The 18329-nt window shown below is 65.4% G+C and carries 8 protein-coding genes; all 8 read left to right on the forward strand.

Going from position 1 to position 18329, the window contains the following annotated elements; all coding sequences use genetic code 11:
* Positions 1 to 493: 493 nt before the first annotated feature.
* The 8 genes from drmD (at position 494) to KRR26_RS28615 (ending at position 18240) form a co-directional block, all read left to right on the forward strand.
* Positions 494 to 3688 carry a DISARM system SNF2-like helicase DrmD gene (drmD, locus tag KRR26_RS28580; RefSeq protein ID WP_328707230.1) on the forward strand — a complete coding sequence of 1065 codons (3195 nt, stop codon included), beginning with the start codon at positions 494 to 496 and terminating at the stop codon, positions 3686 to 3688.
* The gene (locus KRR26_RS28585) at positions 3688 to 7602 is read left to right on the forward strand and encodes a DNA methyltransferase (protein WP_217081337.1); all 3915 of its coding nucleotides are present in this window, start codon (positions 3688 to 3690) and stop codon (positions 7600 to 7602) included. Before drmD ends, KRR26_RS28585 begins: the two co-directional genes overlap by 1 nt.
* An 8-nt stretch (positions 7603 to 7610) precedes the next feature.
* Complete coding sequence (drmA, locus tag KRR26_RS28590; protein WP_217081338.1) at positions 7611 to 10949, forward strand: DISARM system helicase DrmA; 3339 nt, start codon at positions 7611 to 7613, stop codon at positions 10947 to 10949.
* A complete protein-coding gene (gene drmB, locus KRR26_RS28595; protein WP_120202016.1) occupies positions 10936 to 12783 on the forward strand; it encodes a DUF1998 domain-containing protein in 1848 nt (615 codons plus the stop codon). Before drmA ends, drmB begins: the two co-directional genes overlap by 14 nt.
* Positions 12774 to 13460: a phospholipase D-like domain-containing protein gene (locus KRR26_RS28600; RefSeq protein ID WP_120202014.1), complete on the forward strand. Its 687-nt coding sequence runs from the start codon at positions 12774 to 12776 to the stop codon at positions 13458 to 13460. Before drmB ends, KRR26_RS28600 begins: the two co-directional genes overlap by 10 nt.
* A gap of 621 nt (positions 13461 to 14081) precedes the next feature.
* On the forward strand, positions 14082 to 14984 hold the full coding sequence (locus KRR26_RS28605; protein ID WP_217081339.1) for a hypothetical protein: 903 nt from the start codon (positions 14082 to 14084) through the stop codon (positions 14982 to 14984).
* Between the two features lie 677 nt (positions 14985 to 15661).
* Positions 15662 to 16912 (forward strand): radical SAM family protein, encoded by a 1251-nt coding sequence (locus tag KRR26_RS28610; protein WP_217081340.1) that lies wholly within the window; start codon positions 15662 to 15664, stop codon positions 16910 to 16912.
* Between the two features lie 125 nt (positions 16913 to 17037).
* A complete protein-coding gene (locus KRR26_RS28615; protein WP_217081341.1) occupies positions 17038 to 18240 on the forward strand; it encodes an ATP-grasp domain-containing protein in 1203 nt (400 codons plus the stop codon).
* Positions 18241 to 18329: the final 89 nt, after the last annotated feature.

The following is an 18329-nucleotide window of genomic DNA, read 5'->3' on the forward strand; positions in this document are numbered from 1 at the left end:
ATCGTCCACGACGGGAACTCCTCGGCTCCCCTGCCAGGGGGAGACCGTCTCGGTTGGTTTCTCCGAGGAGCTTCCCTCTTTCCCGCTCACCTCTGTTCGCCGACTACACACTTATAGGGACACGACCAAGATGGGCTTGGGGCCGTCGAAAGAGATCCCGACATGGCCGGTGTATACGAGGCATTCCCGTTCAGTCGGACCTGGGCTCTCATTGCTTCGGCTCAATTCCAACTTTGATTCGAACATACCTAGATAAGCCCTGTCCCGGTTGCCACGGAAGGCTTGCAGGTAGATTCGTTTGGGGTTGGGTGGTTCCTCTTCCAGTTCGATGATGTCGCCAAGCTGGGCAGCATGAATGTCTTACTGGCTACGAAGGCATCTGCACTGAGCGGATAGGCGCATCGGCGCCCTCAGTGTATGGGGCGGGATGACGCCGTTCTATCACTCCGAGGAGGTATGGCTTGGCTCAATCCTGTAGCGGGATGTTGCTCCCGTGCCCATCGCTCCCATTCCGTGCGCGGGTGATATCGCGCAGGTCCGCCATCGTCAGTATCTGGTCAACGAGGTCATTGCTCCTTCGGATGTCCGGGAGCAGCACACCCTCGTTCGTCTCACGTGTCTCGATGATGACTCACAGGGGCGCCCCCTGTCGGTCTTGTGGGAGCGTGAGCTTGCCGCTCGGGTCATCCGACCTGAACAGGGTGGACTGGGAACGCCGGAGCGTTTCGACGAGCCCCGTCACTTCGCCGCGTATCTGCACGCGCTCAAGTGGAGCTCCGTCACCGCCACCGACGCCCGGCTCTTCCAGGCGCCGTTCCGCGCGGGCATCCACTTGATGAATCACCAGCTCACGCCTCTCAAGAAGGCGCTTGAGCTGCCTCGGGTGAATCTCTTTATCGCCGATGACGTAGGTCTCGGAAAGACCATCGAGGCGGGGTTGGTGTTGCAGGAACTCATCCTCCGCCAGCGTGTGGACCGTGTCCTCATCGTCTGCCCGGCGTCAGTGACGCTCCAGTGGCGCGATGAGATGGAGAAGCGCTTCGGTCTGCGCTTCGAAATCTTCAACAGCGAGTTTGTCTCCCGCCGCCGTCAGGAGCGCGGCTTCCAGGTCCCAGTCTGGGCCACGCACTCACGCTTCATCGTGTCGTACCAGACGCTGCGGCGCAGCGAGTACTTCGAACCGCTGAAGACACTCCTGGAGGAGAAGGGGTACCACAAGTCCTTGTTGGTGCTCGACGAGGCGCACGTTGTCGCGCCCGCCTCGGCCAGCCGCTACGCCATCGACACGGAGACCACTCGCAGCATCCGCTCACTGGCGGAGCGCTTCGAGCACCGGCTCTTCCTCTCCGCTACGCCGCACAACGGCCACTCGAACAGTTTCTCCGCGCTGTTGGAGATGTTGGACCCACAGCGCTTCACGCGGGGCACCCGCGTCCGCGAATCACAGCTGGCTCCCGTCATGGTGCGCCGGCTCAAGGGCGACCTTCGCGCCTTGGGCAGTTCACAGCGCTACCCCGAGCGGCTCGTGGTGGGCGTGCGGCTAACGCATGAATTGGGACGCTGGCACGCCGAGTGGCTCGCCCCGGATGGACAGACCGCCGAGCAGCGTGTCGACCTGGGCGAGGCCGCCGCCCCGGAACTGGAGCTGTCCCAGAAGCTCGCTCGCTACACGGAGCTCATGGCGCCCGGCACGAAGCAGGGGCGTCTGGTCTTCATCAACCTCCAGAAGCGCCTCCTCTCGAGCATCGAGGCGTTCCATCGCACTCTCTCCATTCATGCGGCGGCCTTCGGCGCGGGGACGCTTGCTCCCGATGGCGGAGCGCTCACCGGCGACATGGCTCCTGAGTCCGAGGAGCATGGCGAAACGGACGAGGCGCTCGAGCTGTCGTTCGCGGAGAGCATCCGCGAGCACAGTGAGCATCTGTCCGCCAGCGTCCAGGCGCGCAAGCTCCTGGATGACATGCTCCAGTTGAGCGCCCGGTACCGCGCTGCCCGGGATGCGAAGCTGCGGGCCCTGCTTCACTGGATTCGCGAGCATCAATGCCCGCTTACCCGAGGCGCCGCGTGGATGCCCCGTCGGGTCATCCTTTTCACTGAGTATGGCGACACGCTCCGCTACCTCAAGGAGCAGCTCTCCTCCGCCTTCGAGGGGACCCAACGAGGGGATGAGCGCATCCTCACGCTGACGGGCGGCATCGATGACGTGAAGCGCGCGGAAGTGCAGGCCGCCTTCAACGGCTCGATGGAGGAGTTCCCCGTGCGGGTCCTCCTCGCGACCGACGCCGCGCGCGAAGGCATCAATCTGCAAGGTCACTGCGCGGACCTCTTCCACATCGACGTTCCGTGGAATCCCTCCCGCATGGAGCAGCGCAACGGTCGCATCGACCGTGCCCTGCAACCCGAGTCCACCGTGCGCTGTGGCTACTTCGTCTACGGCCAGCGCGCCGAGGATGCGGTGCTCGACACCCTCGCTCGCAAGGTCGAGACCATCACGCGTGAGTTGGGCAGCCTGGGTTGTGTGCTGATGGACCAGATGCACGATGCCCTCGCCTCGGGCATCACGAAGAGCACACTGGAGAGCCTCTCCCGTGCCGCGACCTCGACTCGTACGGAGGTGGCGAAGCGGGAACTGGAGTCCCAGCGCACGCTCCAATCCCTGCGCAAGGAACTGGATGCGATTGGAGAACTCCGCGAGCGCAGCGGCAAGGTCATGGACTTCAATCCCGTCCTGCTGCGCGATGCGCTGGACGTGGGGTTCGAATTGGCCGGCGCGGGCCGGTTGGAGCGGGAGGCCATCACGGAAGAGGGCCGGACGCTGGAGGCCTGGAAGGTCCCCGTCCTTCCCGCTTCGTGGAGCACGACCCTGGATTCCATTCGTCCGCGCCGGGAACACGACGAGGCCGCGTGGGAGTGGCGCAAGCGCCCCCTGTCTCCCGTCGTCTTCGAGGCGCCGCCGGGCGTTTCCAGCAAGCTCGTCCACCTGCATCTGTCCCATCCGCTCGTCCAGCGGGTGCTCCAGCGGTTCCTGGCGCAGGGGTTCTCCGCGAACGACCTGAGCCGTGTCACGGTGGTCCAGACCCAACGCGACGCAGTGGCGCGCGTCATTGTCTTCGGCCGGTTGTCTCTCTTTGGCGAGGGTGCCGCGCGGCTTCATGACGAGGTGGTCTCTGTTTCTGCAAGGTGGCTGGATGGCGGCGGCCGCGGGCACCTGAAGCCCTTCGCGGACGACGCGGACCGCAAGGCGATCGACCAACTGGAGACCACGCTGGCAGAGGCTCCCGCGCTCTCCGCGATCCCCAAAGCCGTCCAGAAGCGGTTGTTGGCCAGCGCCGAGTCCGACTTCTCGAAGCTCTGGTCCGCCGTCGAGGAACAGGCGTCGGTGCGAGAGCAGGGGGCTCGCAAGAAGCTGGCGGCGCGAGGGGCGGCCGAAGCCAAGGCGCTGACAGCAATTCTCCTGACACAGCAGGAGGCCATCCAGGAGGCACTGGGCGCGCAGCTCGAGCTCAAGCTCGACGCCCGAGTGGAGCAGGACCAATGGAGGAGGGACAAGGTCCATCTTGAACAGCGATTGACCGCGCTCGGAAGAGAGCTTGTCGAACAACCTGAATCCTTGAAGGCCACCTACGCCGTGCGGGTCGCCCGACTGGTTCCCGTGGGCATGGTCTATCTGTGGCCGGGGGCACGCTGATGAACGGGCAGAACTTTGGCGGGGACGTCGAGCGTCGCTATCACCAGACCTGGATGGGGATGGCTCAGCCCATCGAAGGCTTGGTGGTCTCCATTCCGGTCCTCGAGGACGCGCAGTGCATGCAGCGTCTGCCGGTGTCCGCGCAGTCGCGGTTTGTCCTGCTGACGGGCCGGGAGTCGCCTCGCGTGACGGATGTCCCGCGCTTCCTCCGGGAGGTGCTGGGCTACACCGAGGACGATTTCACCACGAGGTTTCCGGAGGACCTCCAGCTCGATATCGCGGAGGGGCACCAGACGCTCACGCCCACGCGGGGGCTGTTGCGACGAGGGCCTCCTCCCACGAAGCCGGAAGGACTGCCGGATGATTCCACGCCCATCAGCCGCGCCGCGGAAGGCTTCGCGCTCCTGACGTGGGAGTTGCCGGTCGGGTTGGACCTGGACAAGAAGGAGGACACCACGGGCGCATGGTTCTACGAGCCCACCGCCAAGTTCGAGCGCCTGCTACGCGCGGCCCGTGTCCCCATCGGTCTGCTGTTCAACGGGGACTCCGTGCGCCTCGTCTATGCGCCCCACGGAGAGACGTCAGGGCACATCACCTTCCGGTTCAAGGACCTCGTCACCGCCAGCGGCCGTCCGCTGTTCGACGCGATGGTGATGCTCCTGCATGCGCGCCGCTTCTTCGGCGTGCTGCCCGAGCATCAGCTTCCCGCGCTCCTGGAGCAGTCACGCCGCCGGCAGGCGGATGTCACCGACGAACTGGCCGACCAGGTCCTGGAGGCGCTCGGCATCCTTCTCACGGGTTTCGAGACGGCCGCTGAACGGGATGGCTCCCGGGCCTTGGCCGAGGCGTTCTCGCGAGGTGAGGACCACGTTTATGGCGGGCTCCTCTCCACGCTCTTGCGGCTCGTCTTCATCCTCTACGCGGAGGACCAGGGTCTGCTTCCCGTCGACCAGGAGCCCTACCGCGATGATTTGTCGGTGAAGGCACTTCACGCGCAGCTCGTCGAGGACTCCAGCCAATACCCCGATTCGATGAACCGGCGGTTCGGTGCGTGGCCACGGTTGTTGGCGCTCTTCCGGTGCATCTACTTAGGCGCCTCGCATGACAAGCTGCGAATGCCGGCACGGCGTGGACAGCTCTTCGACCCTGACGCGTTCCCCTTCCTGGGAGGTGCGAGTTCCGCCGAGGTGGGCACGGATGTGCGGGTGCCTCCCATTGATGACGAGACGGTCCTCCAGGTCCTGGAACGGCTCATCTTTCTCAAGGGACAGCGCCTGAGCTTCAAGTCGCTCGACGTGGAGCAGATTGGCTCCGTGTACGAGGGCCTGATGGGCTTCCACGTGAAGCGCCTGAGTGGCGCTGGAATCTGCCTCAAGCCTTCACGGGTATGGGTCTCGGTGCCCGAGGTGCTGGCCCAGCCCGCGAAGCGGCGTGCGGCATGGCTGGAAGGGGAGGTGGGCCTCGATGCGAAGGCGGTGAAAGCCCTGTCGAAGACGTTGGAGCAGGCTACGACGCAGCAGTTGGTCCTGGCCGCGCTGGAGCCGTACCGCGTGAAGGGGACCGAGACACGGCGAGACCAGTGGGTACTCCAGCCTGGCGACGAGCGGCGACGGACCAGCAGTCACTACACGCCTCGTAGTCTGTCAGCGCCCATCGTCCGTCGGGCTCTGGAGCCTTTGCTCAAGACGATGGGGCCGCAGCCGTCTTCAGAGAGACTCCTCAACCTGAAGATCTGCGACCCGGCCATGGGGTCGGGTGCGTTCCTGGTGGAGTCCTGCCGTTTTCTCGCGGACCAGGTTGTCGCCGCTTGGACACGTGAGGGCGTGCTGAAGCGTGACAAGCATGAGGACGAGGTGATGCGGGCACGCAGGCTGGTGGCTCAGCGATGCCTGTACGGCGTGGACAAGAATCCATGGGCCGTGAAGCTCGCGAAGCTGTCGCTGTGGCTCGTGACGTTGGCGAAGACGGAGCCCTTCACCTTCCTGGACCATGCACTCAAGTGTGGGGATTCACTGGTCGGGCTCGATCTGGATCAGCTTCAATCATTTCACTGGGCCCCGACCCGCAAGAAGCAGTCGGAGCTGTCCTGGGCGTTCATCTCGAAGGCGCTGAAGAGCTCGCTGGAGAAGCGCGAGAAGATCCTCCAACTCGCGCTCGACCTGGAAGGACCGGAGCGCAAGCCGCTGCAACTGGACTTGGAGCCCGGCCGGGTGAAGGAGGGGCTTCTGCGCGACGCGGACGTGGCGTTGGAGGACATCAAGCGGATCGCCAATGCGTGCGTCGGGGCGTTCTTCGCGCATGGCTCGGACAAGGAGCGGGAGAAGGAGCGCGTCCGCCGGTTGGACCTGATTGGGGTGTGGTTGTCCAAGGCGAAGAATGGTGTTCCGCCGCCCATGCCTGCGGACATCGCGGAGTTCTCCGCGCCGTCGTGGACGTTCCACTGGCCGCTGGAGTTCCCGGAGGTTTTCCACGGGAGCCGGCCGGATCCGCTCGACAACGAGCAGCCCAACAAGGCTGCATGGGTGGATGGGTTCGTGGGGAACCCTCCGTTCGCGGGAAAGAACGCCATCATTGAGGCGGGCGGAGCGAGCTATCTCCCTTGGCTCCAGGCGATTCATGAGGGGGCGCATGGCAACGCGGATCTCTCCGCGCACTTCTTCCGCCGTGCGTTTCATCTGTTGGGCGAACACGGTAGCTTCGGATTCATCGCAACGAACACCATCGCGCAGGGGGACACGAGGGCCACGGGGCTGAAGCACTTGGTGGACCATGGTGGCCACCTCTACGACGCTGTGCGCTCCATGAAATGGCCGGTGGCTGGCGCCAACGTCTCGGTGTCCGTGGTGCATTTGGCGAAGGGCCACGTCTCCGACCTGCAGTTGGAGCCGCGGCTGGACCATCTGCCCGTAACTCACCTGAACTCTCGACTGAGAGGAAAACCCGAGCGATCAGATCCAGAGATACTCACCGCCAATGCGGGGAAGAGCTTCCAGGGATGCATCGTCCTTGGGATGGGGTTCGTTCTCAGCTCCGAGCAGCGATCAGCGCTCGTCGCGAAATCACCGAGGAACGTGGAACGCATCTTTCGCTATGTGGGCGGAGAAGAAATCAACTCCGACCCGAGTCCCGAACTCGAAAGGCACGTCATCAACTTCGGGCAGATGGAATTACAGAAGGCGGAGCACTGGTCGGAACTCATTCGTATCGTACGGGAGTTGGTGAAACCTGAGCGAGACAAGAACAATAGGGAAAGCTACCGCAAGTGGTGGTGGCAGTTTGGCGAGAAGCGCATTGAACTACAGGAAGCACTTCGCCCCGTCGCTCGTTGCCTCACGACCTCTCGAGTCTCGAAGCACTTGATGTTCTCATGGCAGCCGTCGTCCGTTGTCTTCAGCGAGCAAGTCATTGTCATCCCCGTAGAGCAGGACTGCTGGCAGACGGTGCTTCAATCGCGAGTTCATGAGGTCTGGGCCCGGCTTCTGTCGTCATCTCTCGAGGACCGCCTTCGTTACGCACCAAGCGACTGCTTCGAGACATTCCCCTTTCCTGACTTCGGGAATGCATCGGCGCTCGACCGCATCGGCGAGCGGCTCCACTTTGAGCGCAGCCAGTACATGCAGGCCCACAACATCGGTCTGACGACGACTTACAACCGGCTCAAGGACAAGTCCGTCACCGACACCGCGACGCAGTGCCTGCGGGACCTGCACGTGGCCGTAGACCAGTCCGTCCTGGACGCCTACGGATGGAAGGACATCCACGTCCCTTTGTACTGCGGCGCCACTCCCAAACAGCTCGAAGTCTTCGAAGACGAAGTGCTCGACCGCCTCTTCGACCTGAACGCCCAGCGCGCACACGAGGAAGCCCATCCCACCGCCCGCCATCCCTCGAAATCCCGCGCCCAGACCGCGTGAGGCTTCCCATGCATGCTGCTGACACGGGAGCGGTCCGCTCCCACCTCATCGATGCGCTCGAAGCGGACCTCGTCGGTCCGTTCCACAAGCCTCCAGGTGCTGCCGTCTCGGACACCCCGGAAGTGCTCCGCACGCCACCGTCTCGCTGGTACCTGACGGGCTTCCTCGTTCCGCTCGACCAGGGTGTCATCGAGGATGACCCTGACGACGAGGAAGACGACCTGGCCGCGGGCAATGACGAGGACCACGAGGACGCCTCCCGACCTGATCCGACCGCCAAGAAGGTGCGCCGCCTGCCCGCATCCATGGGCCTGTCCGTCTTCGTCCCCGCGGGCGCATCCCAGCTCGCCGCCCATGTCTGTTGGGCGGACTATCAGCGCATCGAAGCAGAGGGTCGCAAGCACTGGAGCCGCACCTTCCACCAACGCACCGTCACCCTGTCACTGAACGACGCGACACTGCGGGAAGGCATGTACCTCCAGGACGGTCGGGGCCTGCGCCTGGAAGGCCACGTGGAGAAGACGCGCGAAGGCGAGCTCGCGGTCGCCATCTTCCTCGTCAACGCGCGTCCGCCCACCAGCACCGCCGCCGACCGGGACGAGGCCTATGCCTTCCAGACCCACCTCGCCCTGGAATGCGAGCAAGGCTTCGTCAGCCGACAGGACTCCAGCGACGCCATGAGCGAGGACGACGACGACCGCGTCAACGACCTCCAGTTCCGCGACCGCCAGCGGTGGGCCGTGGGTCATGGCATCTCCGTGCGCATCCCATCAGTCTCCGTCCCCGTCATCCGCGTGGAAACGGATTGGCTGCCACGCGTCGAGGTGCTCCCTGTCGAAGCGCGGCAGATTCACGAAGTCACGGTCGGCATGGAGCTGCTCGCCGCGTTCGCAACCCCCGCAGAGGCCGTTGCGGCCCTGCTCCCTCTGGTCCGGACCTACCGTGAATGGGTGGCCACCCAGGCCACTCTCGCTGTCGGCAGTGAACGCCGCGAGGAGACACGGGATGAGCTCATCCGCAGGGCTCGACGCGCGGCTGATCGCATCGAGGAGGGTATCCAACTCCTGACTCGGGAGCCTCTCGCCTTCGACGCCTTCCGCTGGATGAACAGCGTCATGGCCCAGGCGGAGCGAAAGGTGCGGCAGGGAGAAGCGCCCCAATGGCGTCTCTTCCAGCTCGCCTTCATCCTGCTCAACCTCCCCTCCGTTGAGCACGAAGGCCACGCGGACCGTGAGCTCGTGGAGCTCATCTTCTTCCCCACCGGAGGCGGAAAGACGCAGGCCTACCTGGGGCTGATTGCCTTCACCTTGCTCCTGCGCCGTCTCCGCGGTCAGGCCTACCTCCACGGCGGCCTGGGTGTGGCCGTGCTGCTGCGCTACACGCTGCGGTTGCTCACTCTCGACCAACTGGGGCGCGCCGCGACACTCATCTGTGCGCTCGAAGTGCTCCGCCAACAAGAGCCGAAGCGCCTGGGCGCAGTGCGCTTCTCCATCGGCCTGTGGGTCGGCCGCTCCGCGACTGCCAACACGCTGGAGCAGGCATCCACGCAGATTACCGAGTACAAGAATGACAACAGCCCCCGCGCGCAATCGCCGTTCCCGCTCGCCACCTGCCCCTGGTGCGCCACACCGTTCGAACGGGAGTGCTTCATCCTCCGGCCGTCCAAGTCCAGACCCGAGGAAGTGCTCGTCGGCTGCGCCAACATCGCGTGCGCCTTCAACCTCGGCCGCAACCCGGAAGGGCTCCCCGTCCTCTTCGTCGACGAGCAGATCTACCGCGAGCTGCCGTGCTTCCTCGTCGCCACCGTGGACAAGTTCGCCATGCTGCCGTGGCGTGGAGAGACGGGATTGCTCTTCGGTCGCGTCTTGGGGCGCACCGGAAAGCGCTTCGTCGGCCCGTGCAACGCTGCCGCGGACGTGAAGGCGGCGCTCGTGACGCTCCCGAAGGGGCTGCCTCCTCCCGAGCTCATCGTCCAGGACGAACTGCACCTCATCTCCGGCCCATTGGGCTCCATGGTGGGCCTCTACGAAGGCGCCGTCCTGACGCTCGCGCCTCGGGCGAAGTTGGTGGCCTCCACCGCCACCGTCCGCCGCTCCCGGCAACAGGTGAGTCGCCTCTATGGGCGGGACGTCGCGCTCTTCCCTCCGCCAGGGGTGGATGCCTCCGAGACGTTCTTCGCCTCCGTGGGCAAGAAGGGCGCGCGCCAATACGTGGGCGTGGCGGCACCGGGGCGGCCCATGAAGGCCATCCTGCTGCGCGTCTATGTCAGCCTGCTCGCCGCCGCCTCGCGCGGCGAGCAGCTTCACGGCGCCGTGAGCGCGGACCCGTACCTGACGCTCGTCGGCTACTTCAACAGCTTGCGCGAACTGGGCGGCATGCGCCGGCTGGTCGAGGACGAGGTTCGCCGACTGGTGATGGACCGCGTTCGCCGTCGTCCAGAGGACTTCGGCAGAGAGGCCGAGCATCCCTGGTATCGGGGCAGGACCATCCGCGGCGAGCCCATCGAGCTGACCAGCCGGGAGAAGACCGCTGACATCAAGGCCTCGAAGAGCCGCCTGGAGCTCACGCACGGCCAGCCCCAGAGCATCGACGTCGTGCTCGCCAGCAACATGATCTCCGTCGGCGTGGACATCGACAGGTTGGGACTCATGGTCGTGGCGGGACAGCCCAAGACGACCAGCGAGTACATCCAGGCGTCCAGCCGCGTGGGCCGCAAGATGAACAAGCCCGGCCTCGTGGTGACGTGCCTCAACGCGGCCAAGCCCCGCGACCGCAGCCACTACGAGCGCTTCGGGACGTATCACGAGTCGTTCTATCGCTTCGTCGAAGCCACCTCGGTGACACCCTTCTCGGCTCCGGCGCTCGACCGGGGGCTCGCGGGCGTGGTGGTGGCGCTGGGCCGGCTGCTGGACACCGCCATGACCGCGCCCCTGGAGTGGAAGTCCCTTCAGGCACACCGCGACGCGCTGGAGCAGGCGCTCGAAACCCTGGCGAAGCGCGCTGGCCGCGGGCTGCCCAAGGCGGAGTCCGAGCGGGCCAGCGGCATCGTGATGCAGCGAGCGCGAAGCCTGCTCGACTCGTGGCGCAACATCATCGAGCAGGCGAAGAAGGACGCCGCGCAGCGCGCGTACTCGCCCTACGACCCGGAGGGAAAGGGGCTCAAGCCCCTGCTGCGCGGCTTCCTGGACCCCACTGACAACCTCACCCAGGACGAACTCAAGTTCGAGGCGCCGACGTCCATGCGTGACGTGGAGTCCTCGGTACACCTGTGGATTTCACGTCAACCCCTGGGCGGCTACCGCGCCCCGAAGGCCGCGACGGAGGAGGTAGCGCATGACGAATCGTAGGAAGTGGACCAAGGCCCGCTCGACGCGGCCGCCGGATGGGCGCGTGCGCCAGAGCCAAGTGGTCTCCACCTTCGGTCCGGGCAGCATGCTGGACCTGCTGAACGACGCAGTTCTCGTGGGCGGTCTGGACTTCTGGCGGCTCAAGGGCCAGGGCGAGGTGGTCAACGAGCCACGGCTGCTGGAGATCGTCGAACCGCTCTACCATCGCAACAAGTGGCCGCTCAGCAAGGAAGCCCCCTTCCGCAAGCCCCCTGCTGGGGATGAGCGAGAGCCGACCGAGTCCTGCGGCATCCAGGTGTATGAGTTTCCGCGCTGGTTTGTCTGCCAGAACCCCCACTGCCGCACGCTGGTGCGGGCCAACAGCTTGGAGCGCGTGAACCAGGAGTACCGCCATCGCTGTGCGGGGGTGGACGCGAAGCCCGAGCGCTGTGTGCCAGTGCGCTTCGTCGCGGCCTGTCCCCGGGGGCACCTGTCGGACATCGACTGGAGCTGGTGGATGCACGAGCGCAAACCTTGCGACGCCCCACAGCTCAAGCTCGAGGAGGGCGTGAGCGGTGACTTCAGTGACATCGAGGTCGCGTGCTCGACGTGCGGCAAGCGCAGGCGCCTCATCGACATGACCCACAAGGAGCAGCAGGACCGCTGCGAAGGGGAGCGGCCCTGGCTGGGATTGGAGGCGCGGGAGCGCTGCGACGAGAAGCAGCGACTGCTGGTCCGCACCGCCAGCAACGGCTACTTCGCGCAGACCACCAGCGCCATCACCATCCCTGAACCGGAGTCGCTCCGTCGCAAGGTGCAGTCCGCGTGGAGCATCCTCCAATCCGCCACCGCGGAGACCCTGCCGGCCTTCCGGACCATTGCCCAGGTGCAGGCGGCGCTCGGCTCCGCCTCCAACGCGGAGGTGCTGGGGGCCATCACCGCGGAGCGCGAGCACACGCCCGAAGTCGTCCCGGAGATCCGCACCGCGGAGTGGCTCCAGTTCCTCTCCCAGCCACAGGAGAAGCCTGGCGAGATGCCCCGGGACCGCACCGAGGTCTTCTGGGCCCGGCGCATCGCTCGGCCCCAGGGGCTGCCCTCGCTGGTCGAACGCGTGGTGCTGGCGCGACGGCTGCGGGAGGTCCAGGCCCAGGTCGGCTTCACGCGGCTGGAGCCCCTGTCGAAGGACCTCCAGGGCCGCTACGACCTGGACGTGGCGCTCGCGCCGATGTCGCTCCACCGGGACTGGATACCCGTCACGGAGATGCAGGGCGAGGGCATGCTGCTGGTGCTCGACGAGCAGCAGGTGCATGCGTGGGAGATGTCCGAGCCCGTGCTGCGGCGCGAGGAGGTTCTGAGGGCTGGGTATGAACGCTGGAAGCAGGGCTCCGGCTCGAAGCTCCTCTTCCCGGGCGTGCGGCTCTACCTGCTCCATTCGCTGGCGCACCTGTTGATGACGGAGGTGGCGTTGGAGTGTGGCTATCCCGCGAGCTCCATCCGCGAGCGGCTCTACTGCGCGCCGCACAGCGACGCGGTCCCCATGGCGGGCATGCTGTTGATGACGGGCACCACGGGCGCGGAAGGCACCCTGGGCGGACTGGTGGAGGAGGGGAGGCGACTGGGGCAGCACCTTGCCCGGGCGCTGGAAGACGCGCGCCTCTGCTCCAACGACCCCGTCTGCGCGCATCACGAACCCACGGGCCGTGACGACCGAGACCTGGAGGGCGCCGCGTGCCACGGGTGCCTCTTCCTCCCCGAGTGCTCCTGCGAGCGCTTCAATCAGTACCTCGATCGCGCGCTCGTCGTGCCCACGCTGGGCCACGAGGACGTCGCCTTCCTGAAGACGCCGTGGACCTGAGCGGCGTGGCGACGTTGGACCTGGAGCGGCTGATGGCCGTGGTGCGCACGCGGCGGCTCGGGTTTCCGTTGTCCCGACTGGCGCTCCAGGGAGAGGGGTTGGAGTGGCTGGCGGGGGAGGTCGCGGCGTTGAACGCGCTGGGACGAGAGGGAACGCTGGTGCTGCTGGACACGGTGCTCGTGGAACGGCGCGCGGGTGCCCGGCGGCCAGAGTTGGTCTGGACGGGACCCGAGGCCCGCTGGAGCGGCGCTCGCGACACGGCGGTGGTGCTGGCGGACCTGTTCCACAAGGCCACGAGCACGGTGCTGGTGGCCGGGTTCACGTTCGACCACGCGGCGGACGTGTTGGGGCCGCTGCACACAGCCCTCCAGCGAGGCGTGAGTGGCAGGCTCTATGCGAGCGCCTCGGTGGCCACGGCGTTCCTGCGAGAGCACTGGCCCTTCGGTCCCCCCTTTCCGGAGTGCCACGGCTTCTCACCCGGGAGGGAGGTCTTCGCCAGCCTGCATGCGAAATGTGTCGTGGTGGACGCACGTTGGGTCTTCGTGACGTCCGCGAACTTCACGAACCGAGGACAGACACGGAACATCGAAGTGGGCGTACTGCTGGAGGACACGCATCTGGCCGCGGTGCTGGAGGCCCAGTTCTCCACGGGGGAGTGGTTCTCACGGGTCGCCTGATCCGGCGTTGCGCCGGTGCGTAGCGGCAGTGGCCACTGCCAACGCGTCCTGTGCAGTCTGCTCCAGGCGGTCCGGCGGCCCACCGAGCGCATTCATTCGGGTTGTCCGCTCCTTCTGCGAGGCCGCATCGGGTCCATCATGTCCTGCTGGCTTCCTTTGGGGGCGTCGATGCGCCCATCTCTGACTTTCGTTCGCTCTCCTCGCTATGCTTTTGCGATGACCGGACCCCATTTCGTTGTTCGACACGTCCCCTCCTTGTTGGTGGGACGGCGTGGGGTGCTGGGCTGGTTGGCGCTGCTCGTGTCCGCCGCCTGTGGCCGGGATGGCCATACCGCTCGAATCAAGTCTGTCGAAGCCTCGGGCTGGCGTGGGTTGTTGTACCTCCGTCAAGAACGCCCTGGGGCCCCTCGAGACCTCTGGGTCCAATCGCTGGATGGAGCGCGTCGCGTCGCGCTTACGGACAGTGGCCTGGTAGCCGCCTGGGAGCGCCCCCGGGTCGAGGGCGCCATCAACGGAGCGGTGATCTCTCCGGATGGCGCGCGCGTGGCCTACGCGGAGCGTCATCCCGTCGCAGTGAAGGAGGGGGCGTCTGCTCCCGCGCAGGCGTGGAATGTCTTATTCGTGGTGAACGCCGACGGCACGGGCCGGCGAAAGCTGGTGGACCTGCGCGAGCCTCCGTTCTCGCCGGCCGCCGTGCGGGCCGGTAGCTTCATCTGGTCCTCGGACGGAGCGCGGCTGGCCTATGTCCTTGAGACCCTCGAGGGCGGCTGTGCGCGCGTGAGCCTTCACCAGGTGGAGGTCGATTCCGCCAGGGGGACCTCCCTTCCTCTTGACGTTCCCCTCGGGGACACCCAGTTGCTCGTCTGGGACACTTCTCGGGATGTGCTCTCATTCGCGAGTCTTTGCGGTGTGACGGAGGAGCAGCGGCTGGGGGGCCTGCGGATGTCCACGGGAGCCCTGTGGACCCTCCCCGCCGAGAGGCCCTCCGTCTCGCCTGATGGCGTGCGCGCTTTCGTGCCAGCCTCGGTGCTTCCCAGCGGAAAGGCAGCGTGGCTGACCTTCGATTCACAGGGCGATGGCTTCACGCGGGAGCCCGTGCTGGAAGCGCCCTCCTGGGGGCGGTTCAATTGGTACCAGACGCACGCCGGGGGGCTCTTCACGGCGGTGACGCCCGAGCGTCAATCCCTGGAGTGCACGGGCGTCACACCTCAGCCACAGCGCCTCTATCGTTGGGATGCCAATGCGCGTGCCCTCCAACTGGTACGCCACGACGCGACGGCGTTCTCGACGCTGGCCTTCTCTCCTGATGACACGCAGGCACTGGTGAGCATTCTGGTCGGACGGGATGCCTCCCTCCCCGGCTTCTGTGGTGACGGCTGGCTCCGGCAGCTCTACCTCGTCCCAAGGGAGGCGCTGGAGAGCGAGCTTCCCCCCGAGCAACTTCTCGCGCGGAGCATCGCCTTGGAGCCCCCGACGATGTGGCCAGGAGCCTCGAGCTTCCACTTCATCGGTTGGCTGCGATGACGCTGGCCGTCGTGGGCCCTGTCCGCCTCGGCCAGTCTCCTCACCTCGCCCCGGCAATGTAGGAGCTGAAGCGTGTCGGCTGAATCCTCTCACGCGACAACGACCTTGACGCTCATCGAAGTCAAGGATGGTCCCGAGGACCTGGGCTGAGAATGCCCCATCGCTGGGGTATTCTTAACCCCTCACTTCGCTCCCGAATCCACCCAATGGGTATTCCTGGCAGTGTCCTGACTCGCGTATGCCCTTCATGCCGGCATTCCGGGTAGGCGCAAAATTCAGCTTATGCGTACCTTGACATGAAGTTGCGGGACGTTTAGAAGGCGACACGTCATCACCAATCGGCCGGGATGGTGTGCAGATTGACTGCGCATTGGCACGGGTGCGCGACGTTTGCGCCCTGTTGATGTGCGGTGGGTGGAGCAGTGACGGGGGATTGCCGTAAGGCAGCCTGCCCCGGGCGTAGCAGTCGGCAGAGGGGGAGCATCTCGTGATTCTTGGGGCGGCAGGACTCGTTCCGTTGCGGGCGCCAGATGCGGCGGACGGTTCGTTTGCCCCGTGGTTTCTCTTCTCCTCTCCGTTGCTCCCGATGCGCCACGATTCCCCCTCAGCCGAGTGGGCACGTCGGGTCTTGCTCTATCCGAAGTGGATTCCCGTAGCACCGAACAGGGGTTCCCGCCATGAGCAACACCAATCTTCCCATTGCATACGACTTCCACGGTGACGTCGCGTTCAACGTTCCCTTTGATCAGATCAAGCCGGAAGATATCCATATCTACCTGGACCTCGATACCAAGGTAGGCAAGACGACCTGTGGCCAGAACTGTAGCCACTGTTGGTTCGTCAATTACGAGCAGGCCTTCGACAAAGCGTTCGACATGAAGGAGGGCGTGCTGATCAAGGAGTCGCTCGAGAAGGCGGGCTACAAGATCTACCCGCGCTACGTCGACAGCTTCGCCTATAGCGGTGACTTCATGCGCCTCTATGGCCCGGCGCACAACCGAGAGTTCCGGCAGGAGTCCGACCACAAGCCCACGGAGACCATGCACAAGGGCGATGCGTGGACCAGCGGTCGCCCCTTGATGGGGGACAACTATGTCGAACTGCTGAACCTCGCCCGAGACAGCGGCTACGGCACCATCTCCATCACCTTCCACGGTCTGATCGACTCGGACCTGAACGTGCGCGACGGCAAGGACTACCCCATCAAGGGAGTGTTCGGCGGCTCGAAGTGCGAGGAGGTGGTGCGGCGTATCTTCAAGTACAACGCCGACGCCGGGGCCGAGATGTTCCGCGTCAACATCGGCATCACCGTTGGACGCCACAACAACTCGCGTGAATCGCTCGTGCGATATGCGCAGTACTTCAACAAGCTCGGCGTGCACACGGTCCGCTTCAACAACTTCTCGGACCATGGCGGGCGGCATACCGACCTCCAGATGTCGCGCGAGGAGATCGAGCAAGCCTACCGCGACATCAAGTGGCTCCACGAGAACGAGCCGATCAACTTCCAGCTCGCGGTCAGCGAGGATTTTGGCACCTTCGGCATCAAGGTGATGGGCTTCCCGGGCCATGTGGGCTGGTGCCGTGCTGGCCGGCAGCTGTTCGCCGTGGTCCCGACCCCCGAGTCGCTCCTGCGCGAATCCGCCGGGGAGCGCACGGTGAAGATTGGAGATGTGGTCGCCTGCGTCAACATGTTCGGGCCGCACATGGGCGAGCTGGTGCGCAAGACCCGCGCGGAGGGCACCACCTACGCGCTCGAGTTCAATCACCAGTCCATCACGGAGTTCTCCGAGAAGCGCATGCGCGGGGTCTACAAGAATGGTTGCTTCGCCCGTGAGCTGATCCAGGAGATGCCGCCGGCGCTGACCGCCCAGGCGCGCAATGCGCTCATCAACCGCTCGGCCGCGAACGAAGAGGCCGTCGACTGAGCCGGCTTGCGTGATAATTGCTTCACGGCGGCGCGGAGCAGCTGTTCGCCCTGCGCCGCATGCTTGGCAGGCCCCCACGCTCGCGCCGCGCGGAGGGAGTGGGCACTGACACGAGGCCGCGACACATGAGCAAGCAATACATCCTGATCTTCGCCAAGACGACCTACGCCAAGACGCCCTACGATCAGTGGCTGGCCGGGACCGGCATCGAGCCTATCATCCTGACCCCCGAGGAGTACGCCTCGGGCTACCGGCATCTCCCCCAGGTGCATGCCTTCGCGAACTACGATCACAACCAGCTCGTTGAAAAGACCGCGCTGCGGCTGGGGCGTCGATACCCCCTGGTTGGAGTCTTCGCCCGGGCGGAAGCCGACGTCATCCGCGCCGGCCAGCTGCGCGACGCGCTGGACCTTCCGGGGCAGCGGACCGCTAGCGCGCTGGCCTACCGCAACAAGGTGATCATGAAGGATCACCTCCGTGGCTCCGGTGTCCTCCTTCCGGATTATCGGCCCCTCGACTCCGCCTACACCGCCATTCAATTCGTCGAGGCGCACGGCTTCCCGGTGGTCATCAAGCCCCAGGCCGAGTCGGGCTCCTTTGGAACCCACATCATCCATGATGAGCGCGAACTCGACAGCTACCTGGCGAACGCGCAGCGCGGCAATCTGGAGATCGAGACATTCGTCGATGGGCAGATGTACCACGTGGACGGATTGATTATCGGAGGGAAGATCGCCTTCATTCATCCGTTCAAGTACGTCAACGACTGCCTCTCGTATCGAAAGAACGAGTTCGCGGGGACCCGCACCCTGTCCTCGACGGACCCGCTCTATCAGCCGCTGATTGATACGGCTCGGAAGGTCTTGGGCGCGTTGCCGTCACCCAGCAACATGGCCTTCCATTGCGAGCTGTGGCACACGAAGACGGGGGAGATCGTCTTCTGTGAGATCGCCAGCCGTACGGGTGGTGGGATGATCAGCTCGAACATCGTCTACAGCTTCGACTTGAACATCGACAAGGAGTGGCTGCTCGCGGAGTGTGGTCTGGCCCAACCGCTGGGGCCTCGGGCTTATCGGCCCGGTGGAGGAGTCGTCATCCCGCCGCTCAACGGCGTCTTGGAGCACCTGCCTCGCGGCAATGAGCCGGAGTATGTCCGCGAAGTGGTGTTCACGAGCAGCGAAGGCCAGCGCTTCCATGGCGGGGTCAAGTCCGGCCTCTTCTTGGCTGGGTACGTCATCGCGGGTGACTCCGAGGAGGAGGTGTCCACGAACATGTTTGGCGTGGCCGACTGGTTCGCGAAGAGCGCGAAGTGGCAGCTCTCCACCTAGCCTCACCTGGAGCCAGAGGGCCTCGCGCCCTTGTGCCGGCCTGTCCACGCTGCTCGCCAGCCTGGTTCCCGTTGATCTAGTCTCCCGGG

The sequence above is a fragment of the Citreicoccus inhibens genome (genome assembly GCF_019039035.1).
Classification (GTDB): Bacteria; Myxococcota; Myxococcia; order Myxococcales; family Myxococcaceae; genus Citreicoccus; species Citreicoccus inhibens.